Origin of the sequence: Streptomyces hokutonensis (assembly GCF_000376565.1) — a bacterium.
GTDB lineage: Bacteria > Actinomycetota > Actinomycetes > Streptomycetales > Streptomycetaceae > Streptomyces > Streptomyces hokutonensis.
Genome location: NZ_BARG01000024.1, coordinates 97,543 through 124,080 on the forward strand (window position 1 = coordinate 97,543; position 26,538 = coordinate 124,080).

Consider the following 26,538-nt stretch of genomic DNA (forward strand, 5'->3'; position numbering starts at 1 on the left):
GCAGTTGACCCGACGGTCCGGCGTGGCAGGGATGACGCATCGGTGATCGTCGGGGAACAGAGCCGGCGCGCATGCCGTCGGGAAGGCGCGTTCAACCGGCGATGCCGGGCCGACCCTGCCCGCAGACGTCGACCGGTTACGACACATGCCCCCGGGACGCATGCTCCTCCCGCGGCGGTACGGCCCCGTCCGGCGAGTCCGCGAGCAGCCACGCCGGCAGCCACCGGGCCGCCGCGCACAGGCACACACCGAGCCAGCCGACGGCGAACAGCCAGCCGCCGAGCACATCGGTGAACCAGTGCACGCCCAGATACACCCGGGTCAGTCCGACCAGCGCGCCCCAGCAGCCGACGGCCAGACAGAGCGCGGTCCGTCCGTGCGGGGCGCACACACCTATCGCGAGGATCACCAGCCCGGCGGTGACCGCCGCCGTGGTGGTGTGGCCCGAGGGGAACGACCAGCCCGAGGCATGTCCGGCCCAGTCGGCCACCGGCGGGCGGGGGCGCGCGACCCGAGTCATCACGCCGTAGCGCAGTCCCTGCCCGGCGGCGAGGCAGGCCGCCGCCAGGGCCGCGGCGAGCAGCCGCCGCCGGACGGTGCGGCCGGTGAGGAGTCCGGCGAGGACGACGAGGGCGTACGGGACGACGCCCGTGCCGGTGGCGCTCACACCGCGGGCCACCGCCACCGCCACGTCCGGGCGGTGGGCGACGGACCACGACAACAGGTCCTCGTCCGTGAACAGCGGAACGCCCTCCCGCCCGATCACGACCATGCTCAGCACACCGAACGCGGTCCAGGCGCCCACGCCCACACTGCCCGCCAGCTCGGCAATGTCCTTGCGGTTCATGACACCACCAGCGGTCGCAGCCGGCCGGCCGTGATCCGCCGTGCCAGGGACTTCGGGCGGCGCCTCACCAGGACCATCGCGCCGAACGCGAGGAGCGTACCGACGAGGACGCCCGCCACGACGTCGTGCGGATAGTGCACCCCGACCCACACCCGGGACACCGCCATCGCGAGCGCGGCCACCGCCGCGAGCGCGCCGAGCCGGCGGGAGACGAAGAACAGGGCGACCGCCGCAGCCGCCGCGATCGTCGCGTGGTTGCTGGGGAAGGACCAGTCGCCCCGCGCCGGACAGGCCTCCAGTGTGACCACCCGCAGGCTCTGGCAGGGGCGGTTCTCCCGCACCAGTGACTTCAGCAGGGTGTCGATCCCGTAGACGGCCACCACGACCAGCGGCACGGCCAGCGCCGTCACCGCCGCCTCGGCACCCACCCGGCGCGCCCGCCACCAGCCCACGAGCATCAGCAGGGCGAACACCGCGAGCCCGTACGTCGACCAGGCCGTGACCGTGTCGTCGAGCCAATCGGGCGCCTGTTGCGCCGAGTTGACCACGTCCTCGTAGGCCGAGCCGTCGATCGAGGACCCCTGGAAGGCGACGAGGATCATCAGTGCGCCTCCCCGGCCCGGGCCGCCCGGCGGGAGCGGCGGACCTCGACGGCGAGGGGGAGCAGCGACACGACCACGATCACCGCGACCATGGGCAGCAGGTACTTGTCGACGTTCGGGACCGAGGAACCGAGCGCGTAACCGGCGAGCGTCAGTCCCAGGCTCCACACCAGGCCGCCGACCACCTGCCACACGGTGAACGTCCGGACGGGCACCCCGAGCGCGCCCGCCATCGGATTGAGCACCGTCCGCACCACGGGCACGAAGCGGGCCAGCACGACCGCCTTCGCGTGGCCGTATCTGTCGAGCAACTCCTCGGCGCGCCGGGCGCCTTCGTGCAGGCGGGTCGAGCGGCTGCGCGTGAGCAGCGCGCCGCCCGCCTTCCGGCCGAGCAGATAGCCGCACTGCGCTCCGGCGAGCGCGCCCACCGCCGCCGCGACCAGGAGGGGCGGGAGCGACAGCTTCACGGCTCTGTCCGCGCCGCCCGTGCAGAGCAGGCCCGCCGTGAACAGCAGGGAGTCGCCGGGCAGGAAGAACCCGATCAGCAGCCCCGTCTCGGCGAACATCACCACGCCGACCCCCAGCACACCGAAGGCGGCCAGCAGCGACTTGGCGTCCAGCACGTTGACGGCGAGCTGGGACGCCAGGTCCAAGGGTGTGGTCATCGTCGCGAGCCCCTTCGCCGGTCGGATGTCCCGTACGACATCCATCTCTGACTACAAATCTGTAGACGGTCTACTCAACTGTAGACGATCGCAGCGCGCGAGGAGTTCCGCACTTTTGCCCGGTCGTTGCCGATTCATGACCGACGGACTACACGCATGTAGTCATGATGGTCCGCGAAGTAAGGCATGCCTTCACTAACCCAGGAGGGGTCGCACCCAATGTGGGACGACGCGTTTCCGAGCTTTCTGATCGGGCTGCGGGAGGGGCTGGAAGCGGGACTCATCGTCTCGATCCTGGTCGCCACCCTCGTCCGCGCCGACGCCAAGTCCCGTCTGCCGCAGGTGTGGACCGGCGTGCTGGCCGCGATCGCCCTCGCGCTGAGCTTCGGCGCCGTGCTCACGTTCACCGCGGCGAACCTCTCCGCCACCGCCCAGGAAGCGTTCGGCGGGGTCCTCAGCGTGATCGCCGTCGCGTTCGTCACCGCGATGGTGTTCTGGATGCGCCGCTCGGCCCGCACCTTCTCCGGCGAGATCAGGGAGAAGGTGACCGGCGCCCTCGGCATGGGCGCGGGCGTCCTGATGCTCACCTCCTTCCTCGCGGTGGGCCGCGAGGGCCTGGAGACGGCCCTCTTCCTGTGGACCACCGCCCGCGCGGCCGGCGAGTCCTCCGGCCCCCTGACCGGCGCCGCCGTCGGCCTCGTCCTCGCGGCGGGCCTGTGCTGGGGGCTGTACCGCCGGGTCCTCAGGATCAACCTGACGAAGTTCTTCACCGCCACCGGCGTCGTCCTCGTCGTCATCGCCGCCGGCGTCCTCGGCTACGGCCTGCGCGACCTCCAGGAGGGCGGTGTCCTGCCCGGCCTGACCACGTACGCCTTCGACCTCAGCGGCAGCGTCGACGCGGGCTCCTGGTACAGCACCCTCATTCAGGGCGTGTTCAACCTGATGCCCACGATGACCTGGCTCCAGGTGGTGGGTTACGTCGGCTATCTCGCCGTGGTTCTGCCGCTGTTCCTGGGGGGAGTTCGCGGCGAGCGGATCAAGGAACCGGAGCCGGACCCCACGCCCGCACCGGAGGCCGTGTCGTCCCCGCGCAGCCGCCCCGTCTGGGTGGTCCCCGTCGCCGTGGTCGCCGTACCCGCCGTCGTGGCCGGGCTCGTCGTCGCCTTCGCCCGGCCCAAGCCCGCGAGTTCCCAGACGGTCGCCGTCTCGGAGACGGAGTGCGGCAAGGGCTTCACCGCGCCCGCCACCGGACGCCAGACCTTCCAGATGCACAACACCGGCGACAAGACGTCCGAGGTCTATCTCATCGACCCGGCCACCGGCGCGGTCTACGGCGAGGTCGAGGGCCTGGCGCCGGGCACCACCCGGGACCTGGTCGCCACCGTCGCGGGCGGCTCGTACGCCTGGCGCTGCGTCCCCACCGGCGCGAAGGCCGTCACCTCAGCCACCGTGCACGTCAGCGGCGGGGGAGGGACGGTGAAGGCGGTCGTCCCCGTCTCCGAGAACGACCTGGCCGCGCCGCTCAAGGCCTACAAGGTGTACGTCGATCAGGGCCTGGCCACCCTCGGGACCCAGACCCGGCAGCTCAGCGCCGACATCGCGGGCAACCACCTCGGCAAGGCGCGCACCGACTGGCTGACAGCGCACCGCACCTACTCCTCGCTCGGTGCCGCCTACGGAACCTTCGAGGACTTCGACAAGAAGATCAACGGCCGGGCCGACGGGCTGGCCGGGGGAGTCGAAGACAAGGACTTCGCGGGCTTCCACCGCATCGAGTACGGGCTGTGGCACGGGCAGTCGGCGAGCGAGTTGAAGGTGCCCGCGCAGCAACTCGCCACCGCCGTCGTGGGGTTGCGCAAGGCGTTCCCCACCCAGGACTTCGACCCGGGCGACCTCCCGCTGCGGGCCCACGAAATCCTGGAGAACGCCCTGCAGTTCGAGCTCACCGGCGATACGGACGAGGGCAGTGGCACGAACCTGGCGACCGTCGACAGCAACCTCGCCGGCACCCGTGAACTCCTCACCGTACTCAGGCCGTTGCTGACCAAGGAGTCCTCGACGCTGCTTCCGACCGTCGACGCCGCAGTGGCCCGGCTGCAGAAGCTGCTCGACTCGGCGCACCACGGCGGCAGTTGGACCCCCGTCGAGCAGCTGAGCCGGCCGGACAGGGCTCGACTCAACGGCGCCACCGGGCAGTTGCTGGAGGACCTGGCACCGGTGCCGGACCTCCTGGAGATCAGGAAGTCCGCCTGATGAGCACCGAGAACACGAACAGCACTGGCCGTAGTGAAGGGAACCGTCCGATGTCCACTGCCGAAACCCCGGGCTGCCCGGCCGGAGCCGGCCGTCGCTCCTTCGTCCGGACGGCGCTCGGTGCCGGGGCCGCCGGAGCGGTGCTGGCCGGCGGGGCGTTCGCGCTCGCCGAGACCGGCGGCACGGCCCAGGCGCAGGCCGCGGACACCACGAACGCGGCGAAGGTGCCCTTCCACGGCGCCCATCAGGCGGGCATCCTCACCCCCGCGCCGGCCGCCGCGACCTTCGTCTCCCTCGACGTGATCGCCGACAACCGCGCCGAACTGGCCGACCTGCTGCGCACGATCACCGAACGGGCCCGCTTCCTCACCTCCGGCGGCACCCCCGCCGACCTGGGAGTCGGCGCGCCGCCCGCCGACAACGGCATCCTCGGACCGGAGGTCCCCGCCGACGCCCTCACGGTGACCGTCGGCGTGGGCGCGTCCCTCTTCGACGACCGCTACGGCCTCGCCAAGGCCAAGCCGAGCCGGCTGACCCCGATGAGGACGTTCCCGAACGACAACCTGCGTGCCGCCGAGTGCCACGGCGACCTCTCGCTCCAGGTGTGCGCCGCCCGTCAGGACACGGTGCTGCACGCGCTGCGCGACATAGCCCGGCACACCCGGGGCGGCATGCAGATCAAGTGGCGCATCGACGGCTTCCAGAACGCCCCGCGCCCCACGGGCGCCCAGCGCAATCTGCTCGGCTTCAAGGACGGCATCGCCAACCCGGACGTGAAGTCCGCGCGCGAGACCGACCGGCTGATCTGGGTCGGCGACGGACAGGGCGAGCCCGCCTGGGCGAGCGGCGGCAGTTACCAGGTGATCCGGATCATCCGCATGCTGGTGGAGTTCTGGGACCGGGTCTCGCTGAGCGAACAGGAGTTGATGTTCGGCCGCCGCAAGGACACCGGAGCCCCGCTGGACGGCGCCACGGAGACGGACATCCCGCAGTACGCCAAGGACCCCAAGGGCAACGCGATCCCGCTCGACGCCCATATCCGGCTCGCCAACCCGCGCACCGCGGCCACCGACACCTCGCGCATCCTGCGCCGCGGCTACAACTACGACAGGGGCATCGACACCGTCGGCAACCTCGACATGGGCCTGGTCTTCTGCTGCTACCAGCAGGACGTGAAGCGGCAGTTCGAGGCGACCCAGACCCGGCTGATCGACGAACCCCTGGTCGACTACATCTCCCCGACGGGCGGCGGCTACTTCTACGCGCTGCCCGGTGTGCGGGACGCCAAGGACTGGCTGGGGCGGGGTCTGCTGGCGACCTGACCAGGAACTTTCCCTTCCCTTGGGCAAGACCTGCCGTGGGCTTTGCCGAGCGTTACTGCGAATGGGTTGCAGGTACGGGAGGATGGCACGAGGTTGCAGTCCGCGACCTCGTCCCCGGCAGAAAGACCCCTCGATGACGGCCGCCCCCGAGTCCGCTCCGACCCTCCCCGTCACGGCCGCGACCTCGCGGCCGTCGGTCTGGCACCGCGTGAGTACGTCCATGACGCGGCAGGAGTGGACCAGGGTCGGCGGGATGGCCGGCTTCATCCTGGCGCTGCATGTGATCGGCTGGTTCACCCTCGTGTGGATCGTCGCGCCGGGGCACTACAGCGTCGGCGAGAAGTCCTTCGGCATCGGCATGGGCGTCACCGCGTACACGCTCGGCATGCGGCACGCGTTCGACGCGGACCACATCGCGGCCATCGACAACACGACCCGCAAGCTGATGAGCGAGGGGAAGCGCCCCCTGTCGGTGGGCTTCTGGTTCTCGCTCGGCCACTCCAGCATCGTCTTCGGCTTGACGCTCCTGCTCTCCCTCGGCGTCAAGGCACTGGCGGGCCCGGTCCGGGACGACAACTCCCAACTCCACGACGTCACCGGCCTCATCGGTACGACCGTCTCGGGCACCTTCCTCTACGTCATCGCCGGCATCAACCTCGTCATCCTGGTCGGCATCTGGAAGGTGTTCCGCCAGATGCGCTCGGGCGACTTCGACGAGGCCGCGCTGGAGGAGCACCTGAACAACCGCGGCTTCATGAACCGCATCCTGGGCCGCTTCATGAAGTCGATCACCAAGTCCTGGCAGATGTACCCGCTGGGCCTGCTGTTCGGCCTGGGCTTCGACACCGCGACCGAGATCGCGCTGCTGGTCCTCGCGGGCTCGGGCGCGGCGTCCGGCCTGCCCTGGTACGCGATCCTGTGCCTGCCGGTGCTGTTCGCCGCGGGCATGTCGCTGCTGGACACGATCGACGGCACGTTCATGAACTTCGCCTACGGCTGGGCCTTCTCCAAGCCGGTCCGCAAGGTCTACTACAACCTCACGATCACCGGCCTGTCCGTCGCCGTCGCCCTGATCATCGGCACGGTCGAACTCCTGGGCCTGTTCGCCGAGAAGCTCGACCTGCACGGCTTCTTCTGGGACTGGGTCGCGGGCCTCGACCTCAACGTCATCGGCTTCGTCATCGTCGGCCTCTTCTTCGCGACCTGGGCCGTGGCCCTGCTGGTGTGGAAGTTCGGCCGGATCGAGGACAAGTGGACGGCGGCCCTGGCCCAGCCGGCGGAGCGGTCCGCCGAGTAGGCCGTCAGGACCGGACTCCGACATCCTTCCGCCACTTCAGGATCTGCCTCTCCGCGTCCCCGGTGTACGACCAGGGAGTCGGCGTCGCCCGACGCCCCATCATGCCGAGCACGGCTGCCGCCACGTCCTTGGTCCCCGCGTAACAGGCCGCGTGGGCAAGGTAGTTGAGGTCGCGGAGTTCGCCGGGCGGGATCGCGCCCTCCTCGCGGGCCGCGATCCATCGCTGCCAGGTCCGGCGTACGTCGCTGACGGCGCCGTCGTGCGTCCAGTGCTGGCCGAGGCCCACGGAGGCCTGCTGGCCCAGGGCCGAGTTGAGGGCGAAGCGGTACTCCTCGACCCGCGCGTACTGCACCAGCACCGGCAGCGCGCAGCCGGGCGGTGCCACGCCCGCCGCGTCGCGGGCGAAGTCGTACATCAGGCCGTGGCTGCCGTGCCAGCGGGAGGAGTAGTAGTGGAGGACCTGGAGGTGGCCCTCGACGCTGTAGGGGTCGCGCCGGTGCAACTCGTCCCACCAGCGGGCGAGTTCCTGCCGCCGTACGCCCGCCGGGTAGAGGCGGGCGACGGAGATCAGGGAGATCCACGGCGTGGGGTCGTCCGGATAGGTCTCCGCGGCCTGGAGGCAGGCCATGACGGCGGCGTCGATGCGGTTGCGGTCGATGGGCACGCCCCGGCCCGCCGCGATGGCCAGGTTGAAGGCCCGGGCCGTCTCCGTGGCCGCCCGCAGGGTGAGCGCGTCGCCGCTGCCGGGTTCGGCGGCGAGCCATGACTCCACCGTGGAACTGCTCGCGCAGGCCTGCGCGAGCATCCGCACGCGGTGGCCGCGGGCGAGCCAGTGCGCGCCGGTGTTCCGCAGCAGGTCCCGCAGGCCCTGCCAGCGGCCGATGACGATGTCCTGCCGGGCCGAACTGAGGGGTGCGTCCCCGCAGTCGGGGTCGAAGTCGGGGGTGTAGCGGTCTCGCGCCATCGGGTGCCCCTCAGAAGTCCGTCGGGAGACCCTGGTGGACCCGGGACTGTTCGGGCACGAAGTCGTCGGGGACGTAGTCCGTCTCCACGGTGTGCGTGGCGTCGAGTCGGGAGGGCCGGTAGTAGTCGCTGCCCTGCCTCCAGTACCAGAGCATCGGGATCAGGCCCACGGCGAGGCCGCCGATGCCGATGGCGATCGCGGCCGTGCTCAGGCTGCTCAGCGACTCGACGAAGATCCAGAACATGAACAGGGCGCCGAACAGCGGCCACAGCCCGCCGAAGAGGAAGTTCCCCGCCGACTTGAACAGCATCTTGCGGTAGGCGACGACCACCGCGAGGCCCGCAAGGCCGTAGTACACGGCGATCTGCAGACCGATCGCCGAGATCGCGTCGGCGAGGATCTCGCCCACCGAACCGAGCGCGTTGGAGGCGATGAACATCGCCAGCGCCACCCCGCCGACCACGACGATCGCCACCCAGGGCGTGTTCCAGGTGCGGTGCACCCGGCCCAGCGCGGCCGGCATCGTACGGTCCCGGCCCATCGCGAACAGCGACCGCGTGACCTGGATGAGCGTGGTCTCCAGGGTCGCGATGGTGGACAGCATCACCGACACGATCAGCAGCTTGCCGCCCCAGCCCGGCCAGATCTCGTCCCCGAGCACGGCCAGCACGTTCGCGTCGTTGCTCTCGATCTGCCGCGAGGACAGGATGACGTTCACCGCGATGGTGAACACCTCGAACAGCAGGAACACGATGCCGACGCCGATCAGGCCCGCGAGTCCGGTCGTACGACGGCTGTTGCGGGTCTCCTCGCTCAGGTTGCTGGTGACGTCCCAGCCCCAGTAGTAGAACGCGGCGATGAGCGCGCCCGAGGCGAAGCCGGACACCCCGTCGAAGTGGCTGAAGCCCAGCCAGGACCAGTCGAAGACGCGGGCGTTGCCGGTGTGGACGAGGGCCAGGGCCGCGAACAGCGCCAGAATGCCCAGCTCCACACCGGACATGACGAGCTGGGCCCGGACGGTGAGCCGGGCGCCGCCGAGCACCACGAGCAGCATGATCACGAACCAGGCGGCGCCGACGACCGTCGACAACGCCGTGTTGTCCGCGAGGCTTTGATCGAAGAGGGAAAGGGTCATCGACCCGGCGGGCAGCGACCCGGCGACCATGAAGATGGTCGCGGAGATCACCAGCGCCCAGCCGCTGATGAAGCCCAGAAAGGGATGCAGGGTGCGCCCCACCCAGGAGTAGCTGGCGCCCGCGTTCACGTCGATCCGGCCCAGATAGCTGAAGGCCAGCGCGATGCCCAGCATGGGTATCGCGCAGTAGAGGAGGGCCGCCGGACTGGCCAGCCCCACCGCCCCCACCAGGACCGCGGTGGTCGCGGCCAGCGAGTACGCCGGGGCGCTGCCCGCCACGGCCATCACCACGGTGTCGAACGTGCCGAGGGCGTTGGCCTGTAGCCCTCTGCCCCTGTTGTTGCTCATGGCTGCGCTGCTTTCCGTCTTGCACGACGTGCGGAGTTGAGCGGACCGGCCCCGGACCCGGAGAGGGGTGGCCTCGGGTCCCTGGCCGGTCGGAACAACGAAAGGGAATGGCGGGTACCGCTTAACCGCTGCGTCGGCGGACGGTCACACCGTGTGTGGGTGTGATGATAGCCGTAGCTCTTGACCTTTCAAGATTGACCAGCGAGTAATCTCCTGTGAACGATCAGTCGCCGAGTCGGTCGATCTGCCGCAGTTTGTTGGTCGCGTCGAGGGCGGCGACCTTGTAGGACTCCGCCAGCGTCGGGTAGTTGAAGACCGCGTCCACGAGATAGTCGACCGTTCCGCCGCAGCCCATCACCGACTGGCCGATGTGAATGAGCTCCGTCGCACCGGTCCCGAAACAGTGCACGCCGAGCAGGGTGCGGTCGGTGGGGGAGACCAGCAGCTTCAGCATGCCGTGCGAGTCGCCGATGATCTGGCCGCGCGCGAGTTCGCGGTAGCGGGAGATGCCGACCTCGAACGGAACGCACTCCTCGGTGAGTTGGTCCTCGGTCTTCCCGATGAAACTGATCTCCGGAATGGTGTAGATGCCGATCGGCTGCCGGTCGTCGATCCGGTGCACCGGCTCGCCACAGGCGTGGTACGCGGCCGTACGGCCCTGCTCCATCGAGGTCGCCGCGAGCGCCGGGAAGCCGATGACGTCGCCGACGGCGTAGATGTGCGGGACCGCGGTGCGGTAGTTCTCGTCGACGTCGATCCGGCCGCGCCGGTCGGCGGACAAACCGGCCTTGTCCAGGTCGAGTTCGTCGGTCAGACCCTGCCTGCCCGCGGAGTACATCACGGCGTCGGCCGGGATCTTCTTGCCGCTCTCCAGGACCGTCAGCGTGCCGTTGGTGTGCCGCTCCACGGCGGCCACGGTCTCCCCGAAGCGGAAGGTCACGGCGAGGTCCCGCAGGTGGTACTTGAGCGACTCGATGACCTCCAGGTCGCAGAAGTCGAGCATGCCGGCGCGCTTCTCCACCACGGTGATCTTGCTGCCGAGCGCGGCGAACATGGAGGCGTACTCCATGCCGATGACGCCGGCGCCCACGATGACCATGGACCGCGGGACCTTGGGCAGGTCCAGCACGTTGTCCGAGTCCATGATGGTCCGCCCGTCGAACTCGACGGTGTCCGGCCGCGCGGGACGCGTACCGGTGGCGATGATGATGTTCTCGGCGGTCAACAGCCGTTCGTGGCCCGTGACATCGGTCAGGGCGATGGTGTGCGGGTCGACGAAGCGGCCCGTGCCGGCGAACAGCGAGACCTGGTTGCGGGACAACTGGTTGCGGATGACGTCGACTTCACGGCTGACCACGTGCTGCGTCCGCGCGGTGAGGTCGCCGACGGTGATGTCGTCCTTGAGGCGGTAGCTCTGCCCGTACAGATCGCGCTGGGTGAGGCCGGTGAGATACAGCACCGCCTCGCGCAGCGTCTTGGAGGGGATGGTGCCGGTATGGATGGAGACCCCGCCGACCATGTCGGGGCGGTCGACGACGGCGACCCGGCGGCCGAGCTTGGCCGCGGCGATGGCGGCCTTCTGGCCACCCGGTCCTGAACCGATGACAAGCATGTCGAAGTCGGGCACCTCCGGAGTCTGTCAGCCGGAGCGCCCTCTCCGAAAGGGTGAACGGGTAACCAGGTGCCCACAGGACCGCTAAGGAAGCAGTTTGTCCAGCGCGGCCGCCCCCTCCGTCTCGATCTTCCGCCTGGCCCACTCCAGACTCGCCGGAGTGACATCCCGCCCGGCCGCCAGGACCACGTCCTCCGGGGCCACCTCGGTACCGGTGCGGGTGTGCAGCAGGGCGTCCGGGGTTGCGCGCTCGGCGTCTTCATCGGGTCGTGCTGTCGACATGGTGCCTCCTCGCCTGGGACCGGACACGTGCCGTAGATCCCATTTCCCACGATTACCCGTCCACCCCCAGTGTGCATCCGGAAGAGTGGCCGAACGAGAACGTGAACCTAAGCTGGGAACCGGCCCGCGCGGGCCCGAACCAGGGAGGCTGCCGCGATGGTCGAGACCCCACCCCACCAGGACACCCCCACCGGACCCGGATATCTGCCCATCGCCGAGCACGGACTGATCGGCGATCTGCGGAGCGTGGCCCTGGTGGGCAGCAACGGCACGATCGACTGGTACTGCTGCCCGTCCTTCGACGCCCCCAGCGTCTTCGCCGCGATCCTGGACGCGGAGCGCGGCGGCTCCTTCGAACTCGCCGCGGCCGTGCCCGCCCGCACCAAGCAGTTCTACTTCCCCGACACCAACGTCCTGATCACCCGGTTCTTCACCGAGGACGGCGTCGGCGAGGTCCAGGACTTCATGCCGGTGACCGGCGAGACGGACGAGTCCGCCCGGCACCGCCTGATCCGGCGCGTGCTGTGCGTGCGCGGCACCGTCCCGTTCCGCACCCGCGTCGCCCCCAGGTTCGACTACGGCGCCAGCCCGCACACCGCGCGGATGGTCGGCGACGTGGCCCTCTTCGAGTCCGCCGAGAAATCCCTCGCGCTGACCGCCACCGTGCCCCTGGAGTGCGACGAGGTCGACGTGTGGGCCGACTTCAAACTCGACGAGGGCGAGTCCGAGGTGTTCGCCCTCGACCAGGTCGACGGCGAGGTCACGCCCCGGAACTGCGCGCGCACGGAGGCCGAGGACGAGTTCAACACGACCGTCGCCTACTGGCGCCGCTGGCTGTCCCAGTCCCGCTACCGGGGCCGCTGGCGCGAGATGGTCCACCGCTCCGCCCTCACCCTCAAGCTGCTGACCTATGCCCCCACGGGAGCGATCGTCGCCGCCCCCACCACCAGCCTCCCCGAACAGCTCGGCGGCGAGCGCAACTGGGACTACCGCTACGTCTGGATCCGCGACGCCGCCTTCTGCGTCTACGCGCTCCTGCGCCTCGGCTTCACCGGCGAGGCCAAGGCGTTCATGCAGTTCGTGTCCCGCTACATCAGCCCCGGCGACGGCAACCCCTCAGGACCGCTGCAGATCATGTACGGCATCGACGGCCGCACCGAACTCACCGAACGCGAACTCCCCCACCTCGAGGGCCACCAGAAGTCCGCCCCGGTCCGCGTCGGCAACGCCGCCGCCGACCAGCTCCAACTCGACATCTACGGCGCCCTGATCGACTCCATCTACCTCTACGACAAGTGGGCCGAGCCCATCTCCAGCGCCCAGTGGGACGACGTGTGCGCCCTGGTCGACTGGGTCTGCGTCCACTGGGACCAGCCCGACGAGGGCGTCTGGGAGACCCGCGGCGGCCGCAAGAACTTCCTCTACTCACGCCTGATGTGCTGGGTGGCGATCGAGCGCGCGATCCGTCTCGCCAACCGCCGCGGCCTGCCCGCCAACCTGCCGTACTGGGGCGGCTGCCGCGACACCATCTACCGCCGCATCATGGACCGCGGCTGGTCCGAGACCCGCCAGGCCTTCGTCCAGTACGAGGGCAGCGACGTCCTCGACGCCGCGCTGCTGATGATGCCGCTGGCGAAGTTCATCGCCCCCACCGACCCCAAGTGGCTCTCCACACTGGACGCGTTGACCGAGGAACTGGTCTCCGACTCCCTCGTCTACCGCTACAACCCGCAGGCCAGCCCCGACGGACTCCGCGGCGACGAGGGCACGTTCTCCATCTGCTCCTTCTGGTACGTCGAGGCCCTGGTCCGCGCCGGCCGCGTCGACGAGGCCCGCCTCGCCTTCGAGAAGATGCTCACCTACGCCAACCATCTCGGCCTGTACGCCGAGGAGATCGGCCGCACCGGCGAGCAACAGGGCAATTTCCCCCAGGCGTTCACCCATCTCGCCCTGATCAGCGCCGCGTTCAACCTGGACCGGGCGCTCGGCTGATCCGGCTGAGTTCATCCGGGGCGCGCAACAATCGTCACCGAGGTGTCACAGCACACCTCGGCACCACAACTCCCTTGGCATGTCTCGTGTCGAACCCCCTGACCGCAACAAATTTGACCCACGGGGGAACACATCATGACGAACGTGTCACGCAAGAAAGTCTCCGCCGCCGTCGCGTCCGCGACCTTCCTGCTCCTGGCCGGCGCCGGCATCGTCGCCGCCCCGGCCAGCTACGCGGGCGTCCCGGGCGGCACCAGCGCCGTCGACCGCAACAGCGACTTCAACGGGGACGGCTACGACGACGTCCTGATCGGCGCGCCGGGCGGCACCGTCGACGGCAAGGAGGGTGCCGGCTACGTCACCGTGCAGTACGGCGCCCCGAACGGCATCGCCACCAACACCACGGTCCCCAAGGGCCGTACGGCCGTCATCAGCCAGTCCACGCCCGGCGTCCCCGGCACCTCGGAGACCTACGACTCCTTCGGCCAGGCGATCGCCACCGGCGACGTGGACGGCGACGGCTACGACGACGCGATCATCGGGGCGCCCGGCGAGGACGAGGGCACCGTCGAGAACGCGGGCCGCGTCACCGTCCTCTACGGCTCCAAGGCGGGCCTCGGAGCCGAGACCAACGACTCCTTCACCTCCGCCACCCCGAAGGCGGGCGACCGGTTCGGCCAGTCCGTCGCGGCGGCCCGCTTCACCGGAGCGACCGACACCGACGAGATGGCCGTACTCGACAACAACGGCGCCCAGATCTTCACCTACCACACCGGCATCCTGCACACGATGGGCGCCCTGAACACGACCACCCACCCCGGCGGCCACCGCCTCCAGCCCGCCTACCTCACCACCGGCGACTACGACCGCAACGGCTTCGCCGACCTCGTCATCTCCGGCTACAGCCCCGACGACGACTACCAGCAGGGCTGGTCGGCCCTCTACGCGGGCGGCGAGACCTCGCTGACGTACCGTCAGGACCTCAACGGCGGCCTCGGCACCGCCTCCGGCGACATCAACGGCGACGGCTTCGACGACCTCGTCCTCGGCCAGCTCAGCAGCGCCGACGACAAGGCCGAGGGCGACGACGGCGGCAAGATCGCTGTGTACTACGGCAGTTCGGAGGGCCCCACCGGCCCCGCGGACTGGTGGTCGCAGAACTCCCCGGGCGTGCCCGGCACTTCGGAGCACGGCGACGCCTGGGGCAACGACCTGTCCGTCGGTGACGTGAACGGCGACGGCTACGCGGACGTTGCAGTCGGCGCGCCCGGCGAGGACGTGGGCACCGTCCAGGACGCGGGCGCCGTATGGCTGTTGCGCGGTTCGCGTGACGGTGTGACCGCCACCGGCGCGCAGTCCTTCGACCAGAACACCGCGAACATCCCCGGCACCGCCGAGGCAGACGACGCCTGGGGCTCCCAGGTCCGCCTGGCCGACACGAACCGCGACGGCCGTGCCGAACTCGTCGCCTCCGCCCCGGGCGAGAACTCCGGTGACGGCTATGTGTGGTTGCTGCCTGCGGGCCCGAACGGCCTGCTCGCGGAGGGCTCTTCGCTGTACGGCGCGGCGGACCTCGGAGGCGCGGCGAAGGGCGCCGGGTTCGGGTCGGCCATCGACGAGTAAGGGGGAGTGCGCGGGTGCCCGCAGCCGGTGCGGGCACCGCGTGCCACCTGGTTTGATGTGCGCATGTTGATGGCGACAGCGGTCCTCGTGCTGGTCGGGTTCGTCACCGACTGGGGCAGGCGGAGGGTGGGACTGCGCCGGGCCGTGCGGACCGGAAGCGGACCGCTGTGCATGCTGAAGTGGCCCTAGCGGGACGGCCGTTGGCGACCCGGACGGCTCTCGAAGGGCGCGGACGGTCGGCTGACGTGGACGCCCGCTCCGCGCGGAGCCGAGGTCGCCCTCCCGGCCGAGCTGCGCCGCACCGGATCGCGCAAACCGTCCTGGTGGCGGGAGGCGATGGCCGTCAACCCTTCGTCCCGGATCCTCGAGTAGGAGGCGGCGGGCGAGCCGCTGCTGATCGCGGTCTTCGTGGACGACTCCGAGGCGATGGCGGAGATTCTCGGCGAAGTCCAGGGCTCACAAAGCCTGTTCGGCCCAGATGACCTTGCCGGCCGGGGTGTACCGGGTGCCCCAGCGCTCCGACAGCTGGGCCACCAGGAACAGGCCCCGGCCGCCCTCGTCCGTCATCGCCGCGTACCGCAGATGCGGCGACGTGGTGCTGCCGTCGTAGACCTCGCAGATGAGGGTGCGGTCGCGCAACAGGCGGACGCGGACGGGGTCGTTGCCGTAGCGGATGGCGTTGGTGACCAGTTCGCTGAGGATGAGTTCGGTGGTGAACGTGAGCTCGTCCAGGCCCCAGTGGGTCAGCTGGCGGGTGACCGAGGCGCGCATGTCGGAGACGGCCGCGGGGTCGGACGGCACCTGCCATTCGGCGATGCGGTCGGCGCCGAGGGCGCGCGTGCGGGCGACGATGAGCGCGATGTCGTCGCTTGGTCGTACCGACAACTCCGAGTCGAGGACGGCCCGGCAGGTGTCCTCGGGGGAGTCGCCGGCCCGGGTGAGTGCCGTGCGGAGCATCTCGAGGCCCACGTCGATGTCGCGTTCCCGGTCCTCGACCAGCCCGTCCGTGTAGAGGACCAGCCGGCTGCCCTCTTCGAGCTTCAACTCGGCGGTCTCGAAAGGGAGTCCGCCGAGGCCGAGCGGGGGGCCCGCGGGGACGTCGGGGAACTCGACGGTGCCGTCCGGGCGGATCAGCGCCGGGGGCGGATGGCCGGCGCGGGCGACGGTGCAGCGCAGGGACACCGGGTCGTAGATGGCGTAGAGGCAGGTCGCTCCGGTGACCGGGGCGCCGCTGTCCTCGGTCGTCTCGTCCTGGTCGATGCGGCCGACCAACTCGTCGAGCAGGCCGAGGAGTTCGTCGGGTGGCAGGTCGAGGGCGGAGAAGTTGAGGACCGCGGTGCGCAGTCGTCCCATGGTGGCCGCCGCGTGCAGGCCGTGGCCGACGACATCGCCGACGACCAGGGCGACGCGGGCGCCGGACAGGGGCAGTACGTCGAACCAGTCGCCGCCGACCCCTGCCTTCGCCGGGAGGTAGCGGTAGGCGACGTCGAGGGCGGTCTGCTCGGGGAGGCGGCGGGGCAGCAGGCTGCGCTGGAGGGTCACCGCCATGCCGTGTTCGCGGGTGTAGCGGCGGGAGTTGTCGATGGAGACGGCGGCGCGGGCGACGAGCTCCTCGGCGAGGGCCAGCTCCTCCGAGTCGAAGGGCTCGGGCTTGTCGGAGCGCCAGAAGTTGACCACGCCCAGGATCAGGGCGCCGGCCCGCAGTGGCACGGTGATCAGCGAGTGGATGCCGTACTCCACGACCTGCGCGGTGCGCTCCGGGTCCTGGGTGAGCCAGCCGGGGGCCTCGCCGAGCCGGGGTTCGACGACGGCGTCACCGGTGTCGAGGCTGCGCGCCTGCGGGGCGGACTCCACGAACTGGATCTGCTTGCCGACCGGGTAGAGCGGCGCGTCGTCGCGGACCCCGCTGTACGCCGTGCGGCGCAGCTCGGTGCCGGGCTGGGGTTCCTCGCCGCTCAGGACGGCGTCGTAGAGGTCGACCGTGACGAAGTCGGCGAAGCGGGGGACGGCGAGTTCGGCGAGTTCCTCGGCGGTGCGGGTGACGTCCAGGCTGGTGCCGATGCCCACTCCGGCGTCGTAGAGCATGTTGAGGCGTTCGCGGGCGACCTCGGCGCGGCCGGAGAGGGCGCGCAGTTCGGTGGAGTCGCGGAGCGTGGTGACGCTGCCGGGCGGGCCGCCCTCCAGGTCGGTGGGGCGCTGGTTGACGGCGAGGAGCCGGCCGCCGACGCGGTGCACCTCGTCCGTCGCGACCCGTGCGGAGGCCAGCAGGGCGGTCATCTCTGCGTCGAGTCCGAGGTCGAGGACCAGGCGTCCCTCGCCGTTCTCGGGGAGGTCGAGCAGCTGGCGCGCCTCGTCGTTGGCGAGCAGCAGCCGGCCTTCTCCGCTGACGATGATCACGCCCTCCCGCACGGCGTGCAGGACCGCGTCGTGGTGCTCGTACATCCGGGTCATCTCGTGCGGGCCCAGGCCGTGCGTCTGGTGCTGCAGCCGTCTGCTGACCAGGGCGGTGCCGCCGGTGGCGAGGATCAGGGCCGCTCCGGCGGCGATCAGCAGGAGCGGCAGCTGCTGGTCGGCGGTGCCGCCGACGTTCGCCTTCGTCACCCCGGCCGACACCAGGCCCACGACCTTGCCGCCGGGGCCCTTGACCGGCACCACGGCCTGCACCAGCGGTCCGATGGTGCCGGTGATCTCCTCGGTGACGACCCGCCCGGCCAGCGCGGGGGCGATGTCCCCGACGAACTTCTTGCCGATGCGGTCCGGCTTGGGGTGGGTGTAGCGGATCCCGTCGGTGTTCATGACGACGATGAAGTCGACCTTGGACGTCTTGCGGGCGGCCTCGGCGCTGGGCTGGAGGATCGCCGTGGGGTCGGCGCTCTTCAGGGCCGCGACCGTGCCCGGCGCGTTGGCGAAGGTCTCGGCGACCGCCACCGAGCGGTTGCGGGCCTCCTGCGTGCTGTCGTGCCGCACCTGGAGGACCTGTGCCACCACGGCCGACACGACCAGCAGCAGCACGATCACCACCTGCAGCACGAACACCTGCCCGGCGACGCTGCGGCCGGCCAGACCGGTCCGTCGGTGCCGGTGTTCGCGCGCCCGACGGGCACGGTCGTACGGGCGCTGTGCGCGCAGACCGTCGGGGCGGTGGGTCGACCGGGCCCTTGGCCGACCCGTCAGGCGGACCATGAGCCCATGTCTACACTGCCCGACCTCAGGAGGCGAGGGGCATCACACCCGGTGACAGGCCGGGGCCGAACCGGGATCAAGGGTGCCTGCCGGGCTTGGCGCGCCGGGCTGCGAGCAGCAGCGCGATGTCGTCGGGACGGTCGGCCGCGTGCCGGGCCGCCGTGGTGAGCCGGTCGGCGACACCGGCGAGGGAACGCCCGCCCGGCCGCGAGGCGGGACCGCCCGCCTTCGCGAGGGCGACCCGCAGGGCGGCTATGCCGTCGTCGATGTCGACTCCGGGCCGCTCGACGAGGCCGTCGGTGTAGAGCGCCAGGATGGAGTCGGGCTCCAGCTGGAGTTCCGTCACGGGGTACTGCGCGTGCGGGTCCACCCCGAGTACGACGCCCCCGGGAATGTCCCAGACCCGGGTACGGCCGTCCGGGGTACGGATCAGCGGCGGCGGATGCCCGGCCCGCGCGACCTGGACCAGCCCGCTCGCCGGGTCGAGACGCAGATAGCAGCAGCTCGCGAACTGGCCGGGGTCGAGGTCGATGAGGAGATGGTTGGTGCCGCTCATCACCTCGTCGGGCGGCCGGTCGCCGAGCGCGAACGCCCTTACCGCGCTGCGGAGTTGACCCATGGTGGCGGCGGCCTGGACACCGTGCCCCTGGACGTCGCCGATCACCAGCGCCAGACCGTCGCCGGACTCGACGACGTCGTACCAGTCGCCGCCCACCTCCATGCCCTGGGTGCCCGGCAGATAGCGGCCGGCTGTCTCCACCTGCGGGTGGACCGACAGCCGGCGGGGGAGCAGGGCCTGCTGGAGGCCGCGGGCGAGGGCGGCCTCCGAGTCGTAGCGCTGGGCCTTCTCCATCGCGTGGGCGATCAGTCCGGCGAGGGCGGTGAGCACCGCGCGCTCCTCGGAGCTGAAGCTGCGGGACCGGTCGAAGCCGAGGATGGCCGAGCCGACCGGGCGCCCGGACGCGATCAGCGGCAGGAACGCGCGGGCCCCCACCTCCGCGTCCAGCGGGATGCCCGGGTAGGCCTCCGCGAGCTGCTGCATGGAGTCGAAGAAGAGCGGGCGTCCGGTGGTGAGGGTCTCGACCCCTGGCAGCCGGGTGTCGAGGCCGACCCCGTCGAAGGGGGCGAGGAAGCCCTGCGGGAAGCCGGTCTCCCAGGCCAGGTACAGATGCCGTTCCTGGAGCAGGTAGATCGCGAGGCGCCGACCGCCGAACGCGGGCAGGAGCTCCTTCATGACCACCGCGGACACCTGGCGGGCGGTGACCGCCTCCGTCAGCGCGATGGCGAGCACGATCGGCCGGTAGAGCGGAGCGAGCGAGGTGACGCCGTTCCCCGGGACGTCGGCCCCCTCGGGGTGCACCGGCACCAGTGGGATCGGCGGTCCCGACACCCGGGTCGACGGCGCGACCGTGCAGGTCAGCTGGTCGTGGCCCGGATGGATCGCCAGCGCCAGCCAGTCGCCCTCGTACGGCTCCGGCGGCTGCTTCTGCCCCTCCGGACGCCGGACGTGGAAGTTCACCGTCCCCAGCGACAGCAGGGCGCCGCGCAGCTGGTCCTCGCAGCCGATCTGGTTCAGCCAGGGCACGCCCTCCCACAGCGGGCGCCCGAGCAGCTCCTCGCGCGGGCAGCCCAGCAGCTGGGCGGCACGCGGATTGGCATAGGTGACCAGCCCCAGCCGGTCCAGGCAGAACACGCCGTCCGGCAGCAGGTCGGCCGCGCTGTCGGCGACCGGGGCGGGGCCCGGGTCCAGGACCACACCGCTGACCGGGTGCCCGCCGCCGGGCGGGACGGGACCGCTGGCGGGCGTCCACAGCTCCAGCAGCCGCGCCGAGCCGTCCGCCGCCCGCACCCGCAGGGGCAGCGGCGGCGGCTTCCCGGCGGCGGTCGCCCGCAGCGCCGCCATGACCTGGTACGTGTCGCCCGGGGCCAGGGCGTCCGCGATGGCCTGGGCGGTGCCAGGGGACTCTCCGGGCTCGACGCCCAGCAGCGTGTGCAGGGCGCTGTCCCCGGTCACGACGGCCGTCGCCGGGTCCCACCGGAAGCGGGCCATCCGGCCCTCGGCGCGGTGCGTGGCCGTCGTCCGGACGCACACCGGCTCACCGTCCCAGGCGACGCACGGCCCGTCCTCGTCCTTGTGCTCGTCCTCCAGGTCCCGCAGCGCCGCGCCCAGCTCCTCGGCCAGCCGCGTCATGCGGTCGAGGCCGGACAGCACCTCGGTGGTGTCCGCGGCGGACGGCCGGAGCACGGTGAGCACGCCGTACGTCGTCGGCCCGCTCATGACCGGCACGTACTGCGAGCCGAACTGGAAGGGCAGACTCGCGGCGAACTGGGGGTAGCGGCGCATGCACTCCGCGGCGTTCGGCAGGACCACCTGGACGCCGAGCCGGAAGGCGTCCGCGACGGGGAACTTGTTGTCGACGCTCAGCCGGTTCCAGGGGCGGAACAGCGGCCCGGGCAGCCCCGCCAGCACGGCGAGGCGCAGCAGTCCGGGCGTGCTCGACCGCAGGTAGACGCCCCCGGAGTGGCCGTCGGCCGCGTCGATCGCCTCCGTCGAGGCGTCGATGAGCAGCTCGGCGAGCCGTCCGGGCGTCCCCTTCTCGCGCTGGGCACTCCCAGTCATCGGGGCTCTACCTCGTCCCTGTGGCGCCGGGTGGGTGACACAGCAAGAATGCGCCAGGACGCGGCCGGGGTCACCTGGGCGGACGGGATGGGCTGGTGGGGCACGGGTATCGCCGGTCCGTAGGTGTCTGATGAAGTGATCAAGAGTGACTCAAGTGTCGGTGTCGGGTACTGGGCGTGGCGCGGTGTCGTCGGGTCGGGCCGAGGGTGCCGGTTCGGGGCGTTAAGTGCGCAGTTGTGACAGGGGAGTTGAGGCCCGGCGTGCTCCTGTGACCGGGTCCGCGTCCCGTGGCGTTCAGGATGGCGCAAACTCCGCCCCTCGCGGGGCGAATTCGATCTGTTGCCCGTATTCGTCGGCGGTAACGGGCGAGACGGCAGAACACACGGTGAGTGGGGGGTGGCATGCGGTGACGGTCGTCTCGCCGTACGGCCCCACCAGCGGCCGGCCGCGCCCGGATTGTTAGCCTCGGTCATGGCCAGTTTCCCTCTGTCCCGACCTGGAGCGCGATGAGTACGGTCGCCGCCTACCCGCTCGGCGCGGGGACCACGCTCGCCGAACTCGCCCGCGACCCGCATCCACGGCTGGCGCGGCTCCGCGAGAGCGAACCCGTGTCCTGGCTGCCCGAGTTGGACGGCTGGCTGGTGACCCGGCGCGACCTCGCACTCGACGTGATGCGGGACGCGACCACCTTCACGGTGGACGACCCCCGCTTCTCCACCGCCCAGGTCGTCGGCCCGAGCATGCTGTCCCTCGACGGGGAGCGGCACACCCGCCACCGCGAACCCTTCAACGCGCCCTTCCGTCCACGCGAAGTACGGGACGGCTTCGCCTCGTTCATCGAGCGGGAGACCGACCGGCTGGTCACCGAGCTGCGACCGGCGGGCGCCGGTGAACTGCGCCGCGCCTTCGCCGGCCCGCTGGCGGTCGCCGTAGTGACCCACGCACTCGGACTGACCGGCACCACCCCGACCACCGTGCTCTCCTGGTACGACGCCATCGTGCAGTCGGTCTCGGACATCACCGCCGGACACGAGGCGGGACCGGCCGGTACGGCTGCCTACGCGGAACTGCGGGCGGCCGTCGAAGCCACCGTCGCCGACCGGGGCGGAGCCTCACTCCTGGTCTCGGCCGCCGGGCAGCTGACGGTGCCCGAAGTCGCATCCAACGCCGCCGTGTTGATGTTCGGCGGTATCGAGACCACCGAAGCGATGATCACCAACGGGTTGCTGCATCTGCTCCGGCACCCCGACCAACTCGACCTCGTCCGCGCCGACATGGGCCTCCTCGACGGCGCGATCGAGGAATCGCTGCGCCTCGAACCCGGCGCGGCCGTCGTGGACCGCTATGCCACCCGGGACACCGTCCTCGGCCCGGCCGCGATCCGCGAGGGCGACCTGGTCACGGTCTCCCTCACCGGCGCCAACCGCGACCCGGCGGTCTTCCCCGACCCCGACCGCTTCGACGTCCGCCGCGAGAACGCCCGCCTCCAACTCGCCTTCGCCCACGGCCCGCACTACTGCCTCGCCGCGCACCTCGCCCGCCTGGAGACCCGGATCGCCCTCCGCCACCTGCTCGAACGGCTCCCGTCCCTGCGCCTCGACCCGGACCACCCGACGGCTCCGCACGGGCTGGTCTTCCGCAAGCCGCCGACGCTTCATGTGCGGTGGGACGCCGCGTTCTGACGGTTCTGACGTTTCGTCAGGGTCATTCACTCGCGGCCGACTTGGCGCTCCATGACCTCCACCAGGCGCTCCAGCGCGTTCAGCACCCGGTCCCGGTCCTCGCCCAGGCCCGCCAACAGGTGCACTTCGGCGGCCAGTTGGCGGGGGAACAGGTCGTCCACGGCCTTGGCTCCGGCCGGGGTGATGGTCACCAGCGCGGCCCGCCGGTCGGCCGGATTCGGGGTACGGGCGATGAAACCGCGCTTCTCCAGCTTGCCCAGGGCCTTGCTCACCCCCGCACGGGACAGGCCCAGCCACTCGGCGAGCCTGCGGGCGATCACCGGTTCGGTGGCGTGGCGCAGCGGGATCAGCATGTCGACCTCGGGGGCGGTGAGCGCGGCGCCCGCGTAGAGGGGTTCCACCGCCCGGTTCAGGAGCCCGGTGGCATGTTTGAGCAGGCCGATCAGCTCCATGGGGGAGGTGTCGAGACCGGGGTTGTGCTCGGTCCACTGCGCGCGGACGTCGGTGGGGGAGGGCGACATGCGGCTCTTTTTCTCGCTTCCGGGACTTCGGTCGGGGCTTGAGGCCGTCATTGTTAACCGGTGAACCATCGGTTACCGTTACGGCCATGGTATCGCCGTCCCCCTCCCCTTCCGCTGCCGCGCGCCCCGCCGCACCGGACTCCGTCGACCCGACCCGGCGCACCGCCGTCGCCCTGGTCGCCGTCCTCGCCGCGCTGACCGCGGTCGCCCCGCTCGCGACCGACATGTACGTCCCCGGGTTCCCCGCGATGGGGGACGCGCTCGGCGCGAGCAGCTCGGCCGTCCAGCTGACGATGACCGCGTTCCTGGCCGGACTCGTCGTAGGGCAGTTGCTCATCGGCCCGATCAGCGACAGCCTCGGCCGCCGCGGACTGCTGCTGTCCGGGACGGCGGCGTTCACGGTCTTCTCCGTCGCCTGCGCCCTCGCGCCCGATGTCGGCCTGCTCGCCGGCGCCCGGTTCCTCCAGGGCCTGGCGGGCGCGGCCGGCATGGTGCTGGCCCGCGCGGTGCTCACCGACCGCTTCCACGGCGCCGAACTGCCGCGCTACTTCGCGGTGCTCTCCCAGATCATGGGCGTCGCGCCGGTCGCCGCACCGGTACTCGGCGGGGCGATCCTGGCCGTGTCGACCTGGCGCGCGGTGTTCGTCGTACTGACCGTGATGGGTGGGTTGTTGCTGCTGGGAGTGGTCCGCAAGGTCCCCGAGACCCTGCCGCCGGAGCGACGGCACGCGGGCGGGATCGGGCAGACCTTCCGCGCGATGGGCGCGCTGCTCGGCGGGCGGACGTTCATGGGGTACGTCCTCGTCCTCGCGTTCGTCTCGGCGGCGCTGTTCGCCTACATCAGCGGCTCCAGCTTCGTCTTCGAGAACCTGCACGGGGTGTCGGCCACGACGTACTCCCTCATCTTCGCGAGCAACGCCGTCGCCATGCTGATCGCCGGCGCGGCCTTCTCCCGACTCGCCGGACGCGTACGGCTGAACACCCTCCTCGTGGCGGCGGTCGGCGTCGCCGGGGTCGGTACTGTCATGCAGGTCGTGCTGGTGCTGACCGTGGGGGAGACCCTGGCCGGTACCTGGATCAGCCTGTTCGTCACGGCCGGCGGTATCGGCATGGTCTTCCCGTCGACCCTGAGCATCGGCCAGAGTCTGGGCCGCAGCGCCCCCGGCGCGGCCTCCGCCCTCCTCGGCGGCCTGCAGTTCCTGTTCGGCGCCCTCGCCGCGCCGCTGGTCGGGCTGTTCGGGGAGGACAGCTCATTGCCGATGGCGGTGATCATGCTGATCGCGGTGGTGGCGGCGGGAGTTGCTCTGGTGGGGCTGGCCAGGCCCTGGGAGGGGCGGGGGGAGCCGACGGCGACGGCGTAGAGGGACCAGAAACGGTGGGTGCGGCCAGGAGCTGGTGTGTGGTGGCTTCCAGGTACAGCACCATGCCGGCCGCTACAGCGGCCGCCCGGACACCGGTCGGCATGGGCCGGCGCCCGCCGTAGAGCGTGAGCATGGAGGGCGACGGTCATTCCGTGGATCCGCCGGGACAGCAGGCCGTTGACGAAGCGCGCGACTCCGAAGCCCAAGGCGGACAGCAGGGCCAGGAATTCACCCATGGCGCACCGCCTACCTCCGAACACGGCTCCAACGCGGCACCCCTGGGCAAAAAATTCACCGGGGCGGGCTGAAATGCTTTGTCGGGGGCACTCGGGTTTCTGCGGTGCCGGTTGGTGCCGCTCCCCGACGGAAAGAGAAAATCGTGTACATAGGCCTGGGTACTGTCGTCCTCATCATTGTCATCGTCGCTGTCGTGATGATGCTGCGTCGCCGCTGACCCGTGCCCCTTGTACCGCACGGTCGGCCATGACCACAGCCCGCCCCTGATCGCCTTTCTCGGATCCCGGGCGGGCATGGCCATGAGCGGTGCGCGAATTCACCTCTCGGATCGCGGAGGGCTGTCGAATCAGATTCAGATGGTGAAGCGGTCGAGGTCGGTGGCCTTCCAGTCGGCGGGCGGCTCGACCAGCGGTCGGCCGGGGGAGAGCCACTCGGTGACTCCCATGGAGGCCATGATCTGGAGGGCGCTGCCCATGGTGGCCCCCGGGAGGCGGCGTACGCGCGCGGCCTTGTCGCCGACATCCAGGGCGCGGGCTCGACGCGGGTCCTGGGTGGTGACGCCGACCGGGCAGGTGTTGGTGTGGCAGCGCTGGGCCTGGATACAGCCGACCGCGAACGTAAGGGCGCGGGCCGCGTTGCCGTAGTCGGCACCCTGGACCAGACGTTTGACCAGGTCGGCCCGGGTGGCGATCTTGCCGCTCGCGCCGATCTGGATCCGGCCCCGCAGGCCCGCGCCGACCAGCGCGTTGTGCACGGTCATCAAGCCCTCGGTGAGCGGTGTGCCGATGTGGTCGGCGAACTCGAGCGGCGCCGCACCCGTGCCGCCCCTCCGCGCCGTGGACGAAGAAGGAACTGGCGCCGTGAACCGACGCACAGCTTGAAACCGGTCGGCTTGCTGCCAGACAGCTCCCGCATCACCTGCGGCAGCTCCAGCGACACGCACTCGACGTTCTCGCCCGACGCCTTCTCGGCGAACTGCCCGGCATCGAAGTCCTCGTCGAGGGTCCGGTAGTCGAAGTAGCCGGTACCGATCTCCGGGCTCCCGATCCGTACGCGGGGCGGGTGTCCGGGCACCGGGCGTGTCGGGTCACCGCGACGATTCCGGTTCTCGGCACGTCCCCGTGTAACCCGCTCGGCCCGTCTCAAAACAGTTGTGTTGATTCTTGTACTTTTCTCGTCCTGATATTCGGCGGCGCAGGGTTCGCCATTAATAAATGGATGAGTGTGTAGGACGGAAAACGATGGGCACCCGACCTGCCGAGGGTCGCCCACCGGAATAGCGGACGGGCTTCCTCGGTATTCACGCACAGCAAGGGGAGGTTTTGCATGACGGACAACATGTGGGGTTATCAGGCCGAGTCCGGCCACCAGACGGGGATGGACCTGACCGGGTTCAAGGTCGAGGCGAGCGACGGCTCGATCGGCAAGGTCGACAAGCACTCCGAGGATGTCGGAGCCGCGTACATCGTCGTCGACACCGGAGTGTGGATCTTCGGCAAGCAGGTGCTGCTCCCTGCCGGTGTCATCTCGTCCGTCGACGTGGCGGAGCGGACGATCCACGTCGGCCGCACCAAGGACGAGATCAAGAACTCCCCCGAGTTCGACAAGGACAAGCACATCGGTGACGCCGGGTACCACGAGCAGGTCGGTGGCTACTACGGAGACCACCGAGCCTGACCGTCGCTCCGCGGCACACAGGGGCGGGCACCGGCGTGCTGCCGGTGCCCGCCCTTCGCCCTGCCCGGTCCCGGACCCCAGGGTCCGGAACGCCCGGGTCCGCATCATCGTCGGCCGTCGGGGTACCCGTGTCCGACACCCACCCCGCGCGAGGAAGCGAGAAACGCCGTGAGCGAGCGTCGCCCGGAGGCCCCAGGAAACACAGGAGGGCCGAAACCGAAGCCGATACCGAGGGATCTGCCCGATCAGCAGGCCGGCGCCGAGGAGCAGCGCGAGCCGGAGGGCCGTGATCCGCAGAACCCCGACCCGGGGATC

The 26,538-nt window shown here is 70.8% G+C and carries 20 protein-coding genes and 1 pseudogene; 10 read left to right on the forward strand and 11 right to left on the reverse strand.

All coding sequences use genetic code 11. The features are described 5' to 3' along the window. Positions 1–136: 136 nt before the first annotated feature. Genes SSP08S_RS12440 through SSP08S_RS12450 form a run of 3 tightly spaced genes read right to left on the reverse strand, consistent with a single transcriptional unit; the run spans position 137 to position 2,114 of the window. Positions 137–847: a phosphatase PAP2 family protein gene (locus SSP08S_RS12440; protein ID WP_019067925.1), complete on the reverse strand. Its 711-nt coding sequence runs from the start codon at positions 845–847 to the stop codon at positions 137–139. Continuing rightward, positions 844–1,449 carry a phosphatase PAP2 family protein gene (locus tag SSP08S_RS12445; protein WP_019067926.1) on the reverse strand — a complete coding sequence of 202 codons (606 nt, stop codon included), beginning with the start codon at positions 1,447–1,449 and terminating at the stop codon, positions 844–846. The genes SSP08S_RS12440 and SSP08S_RS12445 overlap by 4 nt, the downstream gene beginning before the upstream one ends. Next, on the reverse strand, positions 1,449–2,114 hold the full coding sequence (locus SSP08S_RS12450; protein WP_026178426.1) for a DedA family protein: 666 nt from the start codon (positions 2,112–2,114) through the stop codon (positions 1,449–1,451). Before SSP08S_RS12450 ends, SSP08S_RS12445 begins: the two co-directional genes overlap by 1 nt. Positions 2,115–2,333: 219 nt before the next feature. Here SSP08S_RS12450 and efeU point away from each other — a divergent pair, with 219 nt between their 5' ends. The 3 genes from efeU to nicT all read left to right on the forward strand — a co-directional run bounded on the left by efeU (position 2,334) and on the right by nicT (position 6,986). After that, on the forward strand, positions 2,334–4,367 hold the full coding sequence (gene efeU / locus SSP08S_RS12455; protein WP_019067928.1) for an iron uptake transporter permease EfeU: 2,034 nt from the start codon (positions 2,334–2,336) through the stop codon (positions 4,365–4,367). Between the two features lie 50 nt (positions 4,368–4,417). Further along, on the forward strand, positions 4,418–5,689 hold the full coding sequence (gene efeB, locus SSP08S_RS12460; RefSeq protein ID WP_019067929.1) for an iron uptake transporter deferrochelatase/peroxidase subunit: 1,272 nt from the start codon (positions 4,418–4,420) through the stop codon (positions 5,687–5,689). Positions 5,690–5,822: 133 nt separating this feature from the next. Continuing rightward, the gene (gene nicT / locus SSP08S_RS12465; RefSeq protein ID WP_019067930.1) at positions 5,823–6,986 is read left to right on the forward strand and encodes a Nickel transporter NicT; all 1,164 of its coding nucleotides are present in this window, start codon (positions 5,823–5,825) and stop codon (positions 6,984–6,986) included. 4 nt (positions 6,987–6,990) lie between these two features. Here the strand turns inward: nicT and SSP08S_RS12470 are convergent, their stop codons facing one another. The 4 genes from SSP08S_RS12470 to SSP08S_RS12485 all read right to left on the reverse strand — a co-directional run bounded on the left by SSP08S_RS12470 (position 6,991) and on the right by SSP08S_RS12485 (position 11,327). Then, entirely contained in the window at positions 6,991–7,950 is a 960-nt protein-coding gene (locus SSP08S_RS12470) for a hypothetical protein (RefSeq protein ID WP_019067931.1), read from the reverse strand. Positions 7,951–7,960: 10 nt separating this feature from the next. Then, entirely contained in the window at positions 7,961–9,433 is a 1,473-nt protein-coding gene (locus tag SSP08S_RS12475; RefSeq protein WP_019067932.1) for an APC family permease, read from the reverse strand. Positions 9,434–9,656: 223 nt separating this feature from the next. Beyond that, positions 9,657–11,060 carry a Si-specific NAD(P)(+) transhydrogenase gene (gene sthA, locus SSP08S_RS12480; RefSeq protein WP_019067933.1) on the reverse strand — a complete coding sequence of 468 codons (1,404 nt, stop codon included), beginning with the start codon at positions 11,058–11,060 and terminating at the stop codon, positions 9,657–9,659. Between the two features lie 69 nt (positions 11,061–11,129). Then, positions 11,130–11,327: a hypothetical protein gene (locus SSP08S_RS12485; protein WP_019067934.1), complete on the reverse strand. Its 198-nt coding sequence runs from the start codon at positions 11,325–11,327 to the stop codon at positions 11,130–11,132. Between the two features lie 156 nt (positions 11,328–11,483). Between SSP08S_RS12485 and SSP08S_RS12490 the strand changes: the two genes are divergently transcribed. The 3 genes from SSP08S_RS12490 to SSP08S_RS64170 all read left to right on the forward strand — a co-directional run bounded on the left by SSP08S_RS12490 (position 11,484) and on the right by SSP08S_RS64170 (position 15,131). Beyond that, positions 11,484–13,319, forward strand: a complete 1,836-nt coding sequence (locus SSP08S_RS12490) for a glycoside hydrolase family 15 protein (protein WP_019067935.1) — start codon at positions 11,484–11,486, stop codon at positions 13,317–13,319. A gap of 135 nt (positions 13,320–13,454) precedes the next feature. Then, positions 13,455–14,942: an FG-GAP-like repeat-containing protein gene (locus SSP08S_RS12495; RefSeq protein WP_019067936.1), complete on the forward strand. Its 1,488-nt coding sequence runs from the start codon at positions 13,455–13,457 to the stop codon at positions 14,940–14,942. 63 nt (positions 14,943–15,005) lie between these two features. Beyond that, on the forward strand, positions 15,006–15,131 hold the full coding sequence (locus tag SSP08S_RS64170) for a hypothetical protein (RefSeq protein ID WP_019067937.1): 126 nt from the start codon (positions 15,006–15,008) through the stop codon (positions 15,129–15,131). A 267-nt stretch (positions 15,132–15,398) separates the two neighbouring features. On the opposite strand, the gene SSP08S_RS12505 is transcribed toward SSP08S_RS64170, so the two are convergent. Further along, positions 15,399–18,125 (reverse strand): SpoIIE family protein phosphatase, encoded by a 2,727-nt coding sequence (locus SSP08S_RS12505; RefSeq protein WP_078532415.1) that lies wholly within the window; start codon positions 18,123–18,125, stop codon positions 15,399–15,401. A gap of 76 nt (positions 18,126–18,201) precedes the next feature. After that, positions 18,202–20,745 carry a SpoIIE family protein phosphatase gene (locus SSP08S_RS12510; protein WP_019067939.1) on the reverse strand — a complete coding sequence of 848 codons (2,544 nt, stop codon included), beginning with the start codon at positions 20,743–20,745 and terminating at the stop codon, positions 18,202–18,204. 506 nt (positions 20,746–21,251) lie between these two features. Here SSP08S_RS12510 and SSP08S_RS12515 point away from each other — a divergent pair. Continuing rightward, on the forward strand, positions 21,252–22,427 hold the full coding sequence (locus SSP08S_RS12515; protein ID WP_019067940.1) for a cytochrome P450: 1,176 nt from the start codon (positions 21,252–21,254) through the stop codon (positions 22,425–22,427). 26 nt (positions 22,428–22,453) lie between these two features. Here the strand turns inward: SSP08S_RS12515 and SSP08S_RS12520 are convergent, their stop codons facing one another. Continuing rightward, positions 22,454–22,948, reverse strand: coding sequence for a MarR family winged helix-turn-helix transcriptional regulator (locus SSP08S_RS12520; protein WP_019067941.1), 495 nt, complete (start codon positions 22,946–22,948; stop codon positions 22,454–22,456). An 86-nt stretch (positions 22,949–23,034) separates the two neighbouring features. On the opposite strand from SSP08S_RS12520, the gene SSP08S_RS12525 reads away from it, so the two are divergent. Continuing rightward, positions 23,035–24,309 (forward strand): multidrug effflux MFS transporter, encoded by a 1,275-nt coding sequence (locus tag SSP08S_RS12525; RefSeq protein ID WP_019067942.1) that lies wholly within the window; start codon positions 23,035–23,037, stop codon positions 24,307–24,309. Between the two features lie 131 nt (positions 24,310–24,440). After that, entirely contained in the window at positions 24,441–24,617 is a 177-nt protein-coding gene (locus tag SSP08S_RS61690; RefSeq protein ID WP_158697161.1) for a hypothetical protein, read from the forward strand. A 281-nt stretch (positions 24,618–24,898) separates the two neighbouring features. Here SSP08S_RS61690 and SSP08S_RS63335 read toward each other — a convergent pair. Further along, a pseudogene (locus SSP08S_RS63335) lies at positions 24,899–25,581 on the reverse strand (glutamate synthase-related protein); the annotation flags it as partial. 291 nt (positions 25,582–25,872) lie between these two features. Here SSP08S_RS63335 and SSP08S_RS12540 point away from each other — a divergent pair. Further along, positions 25,873–26,223 (forward strand): ribosome maturation factor RimM, encoded by a 351-nt coding sequence (locus SSP08S_RS12540; protein WP_019067943.1) that lies wholly within the window; start codon positions 25,873–25,875, stop codon positions 26,221–26,223. Positions 26,224–26,538 lie beyond the last annotated feature (315 nt).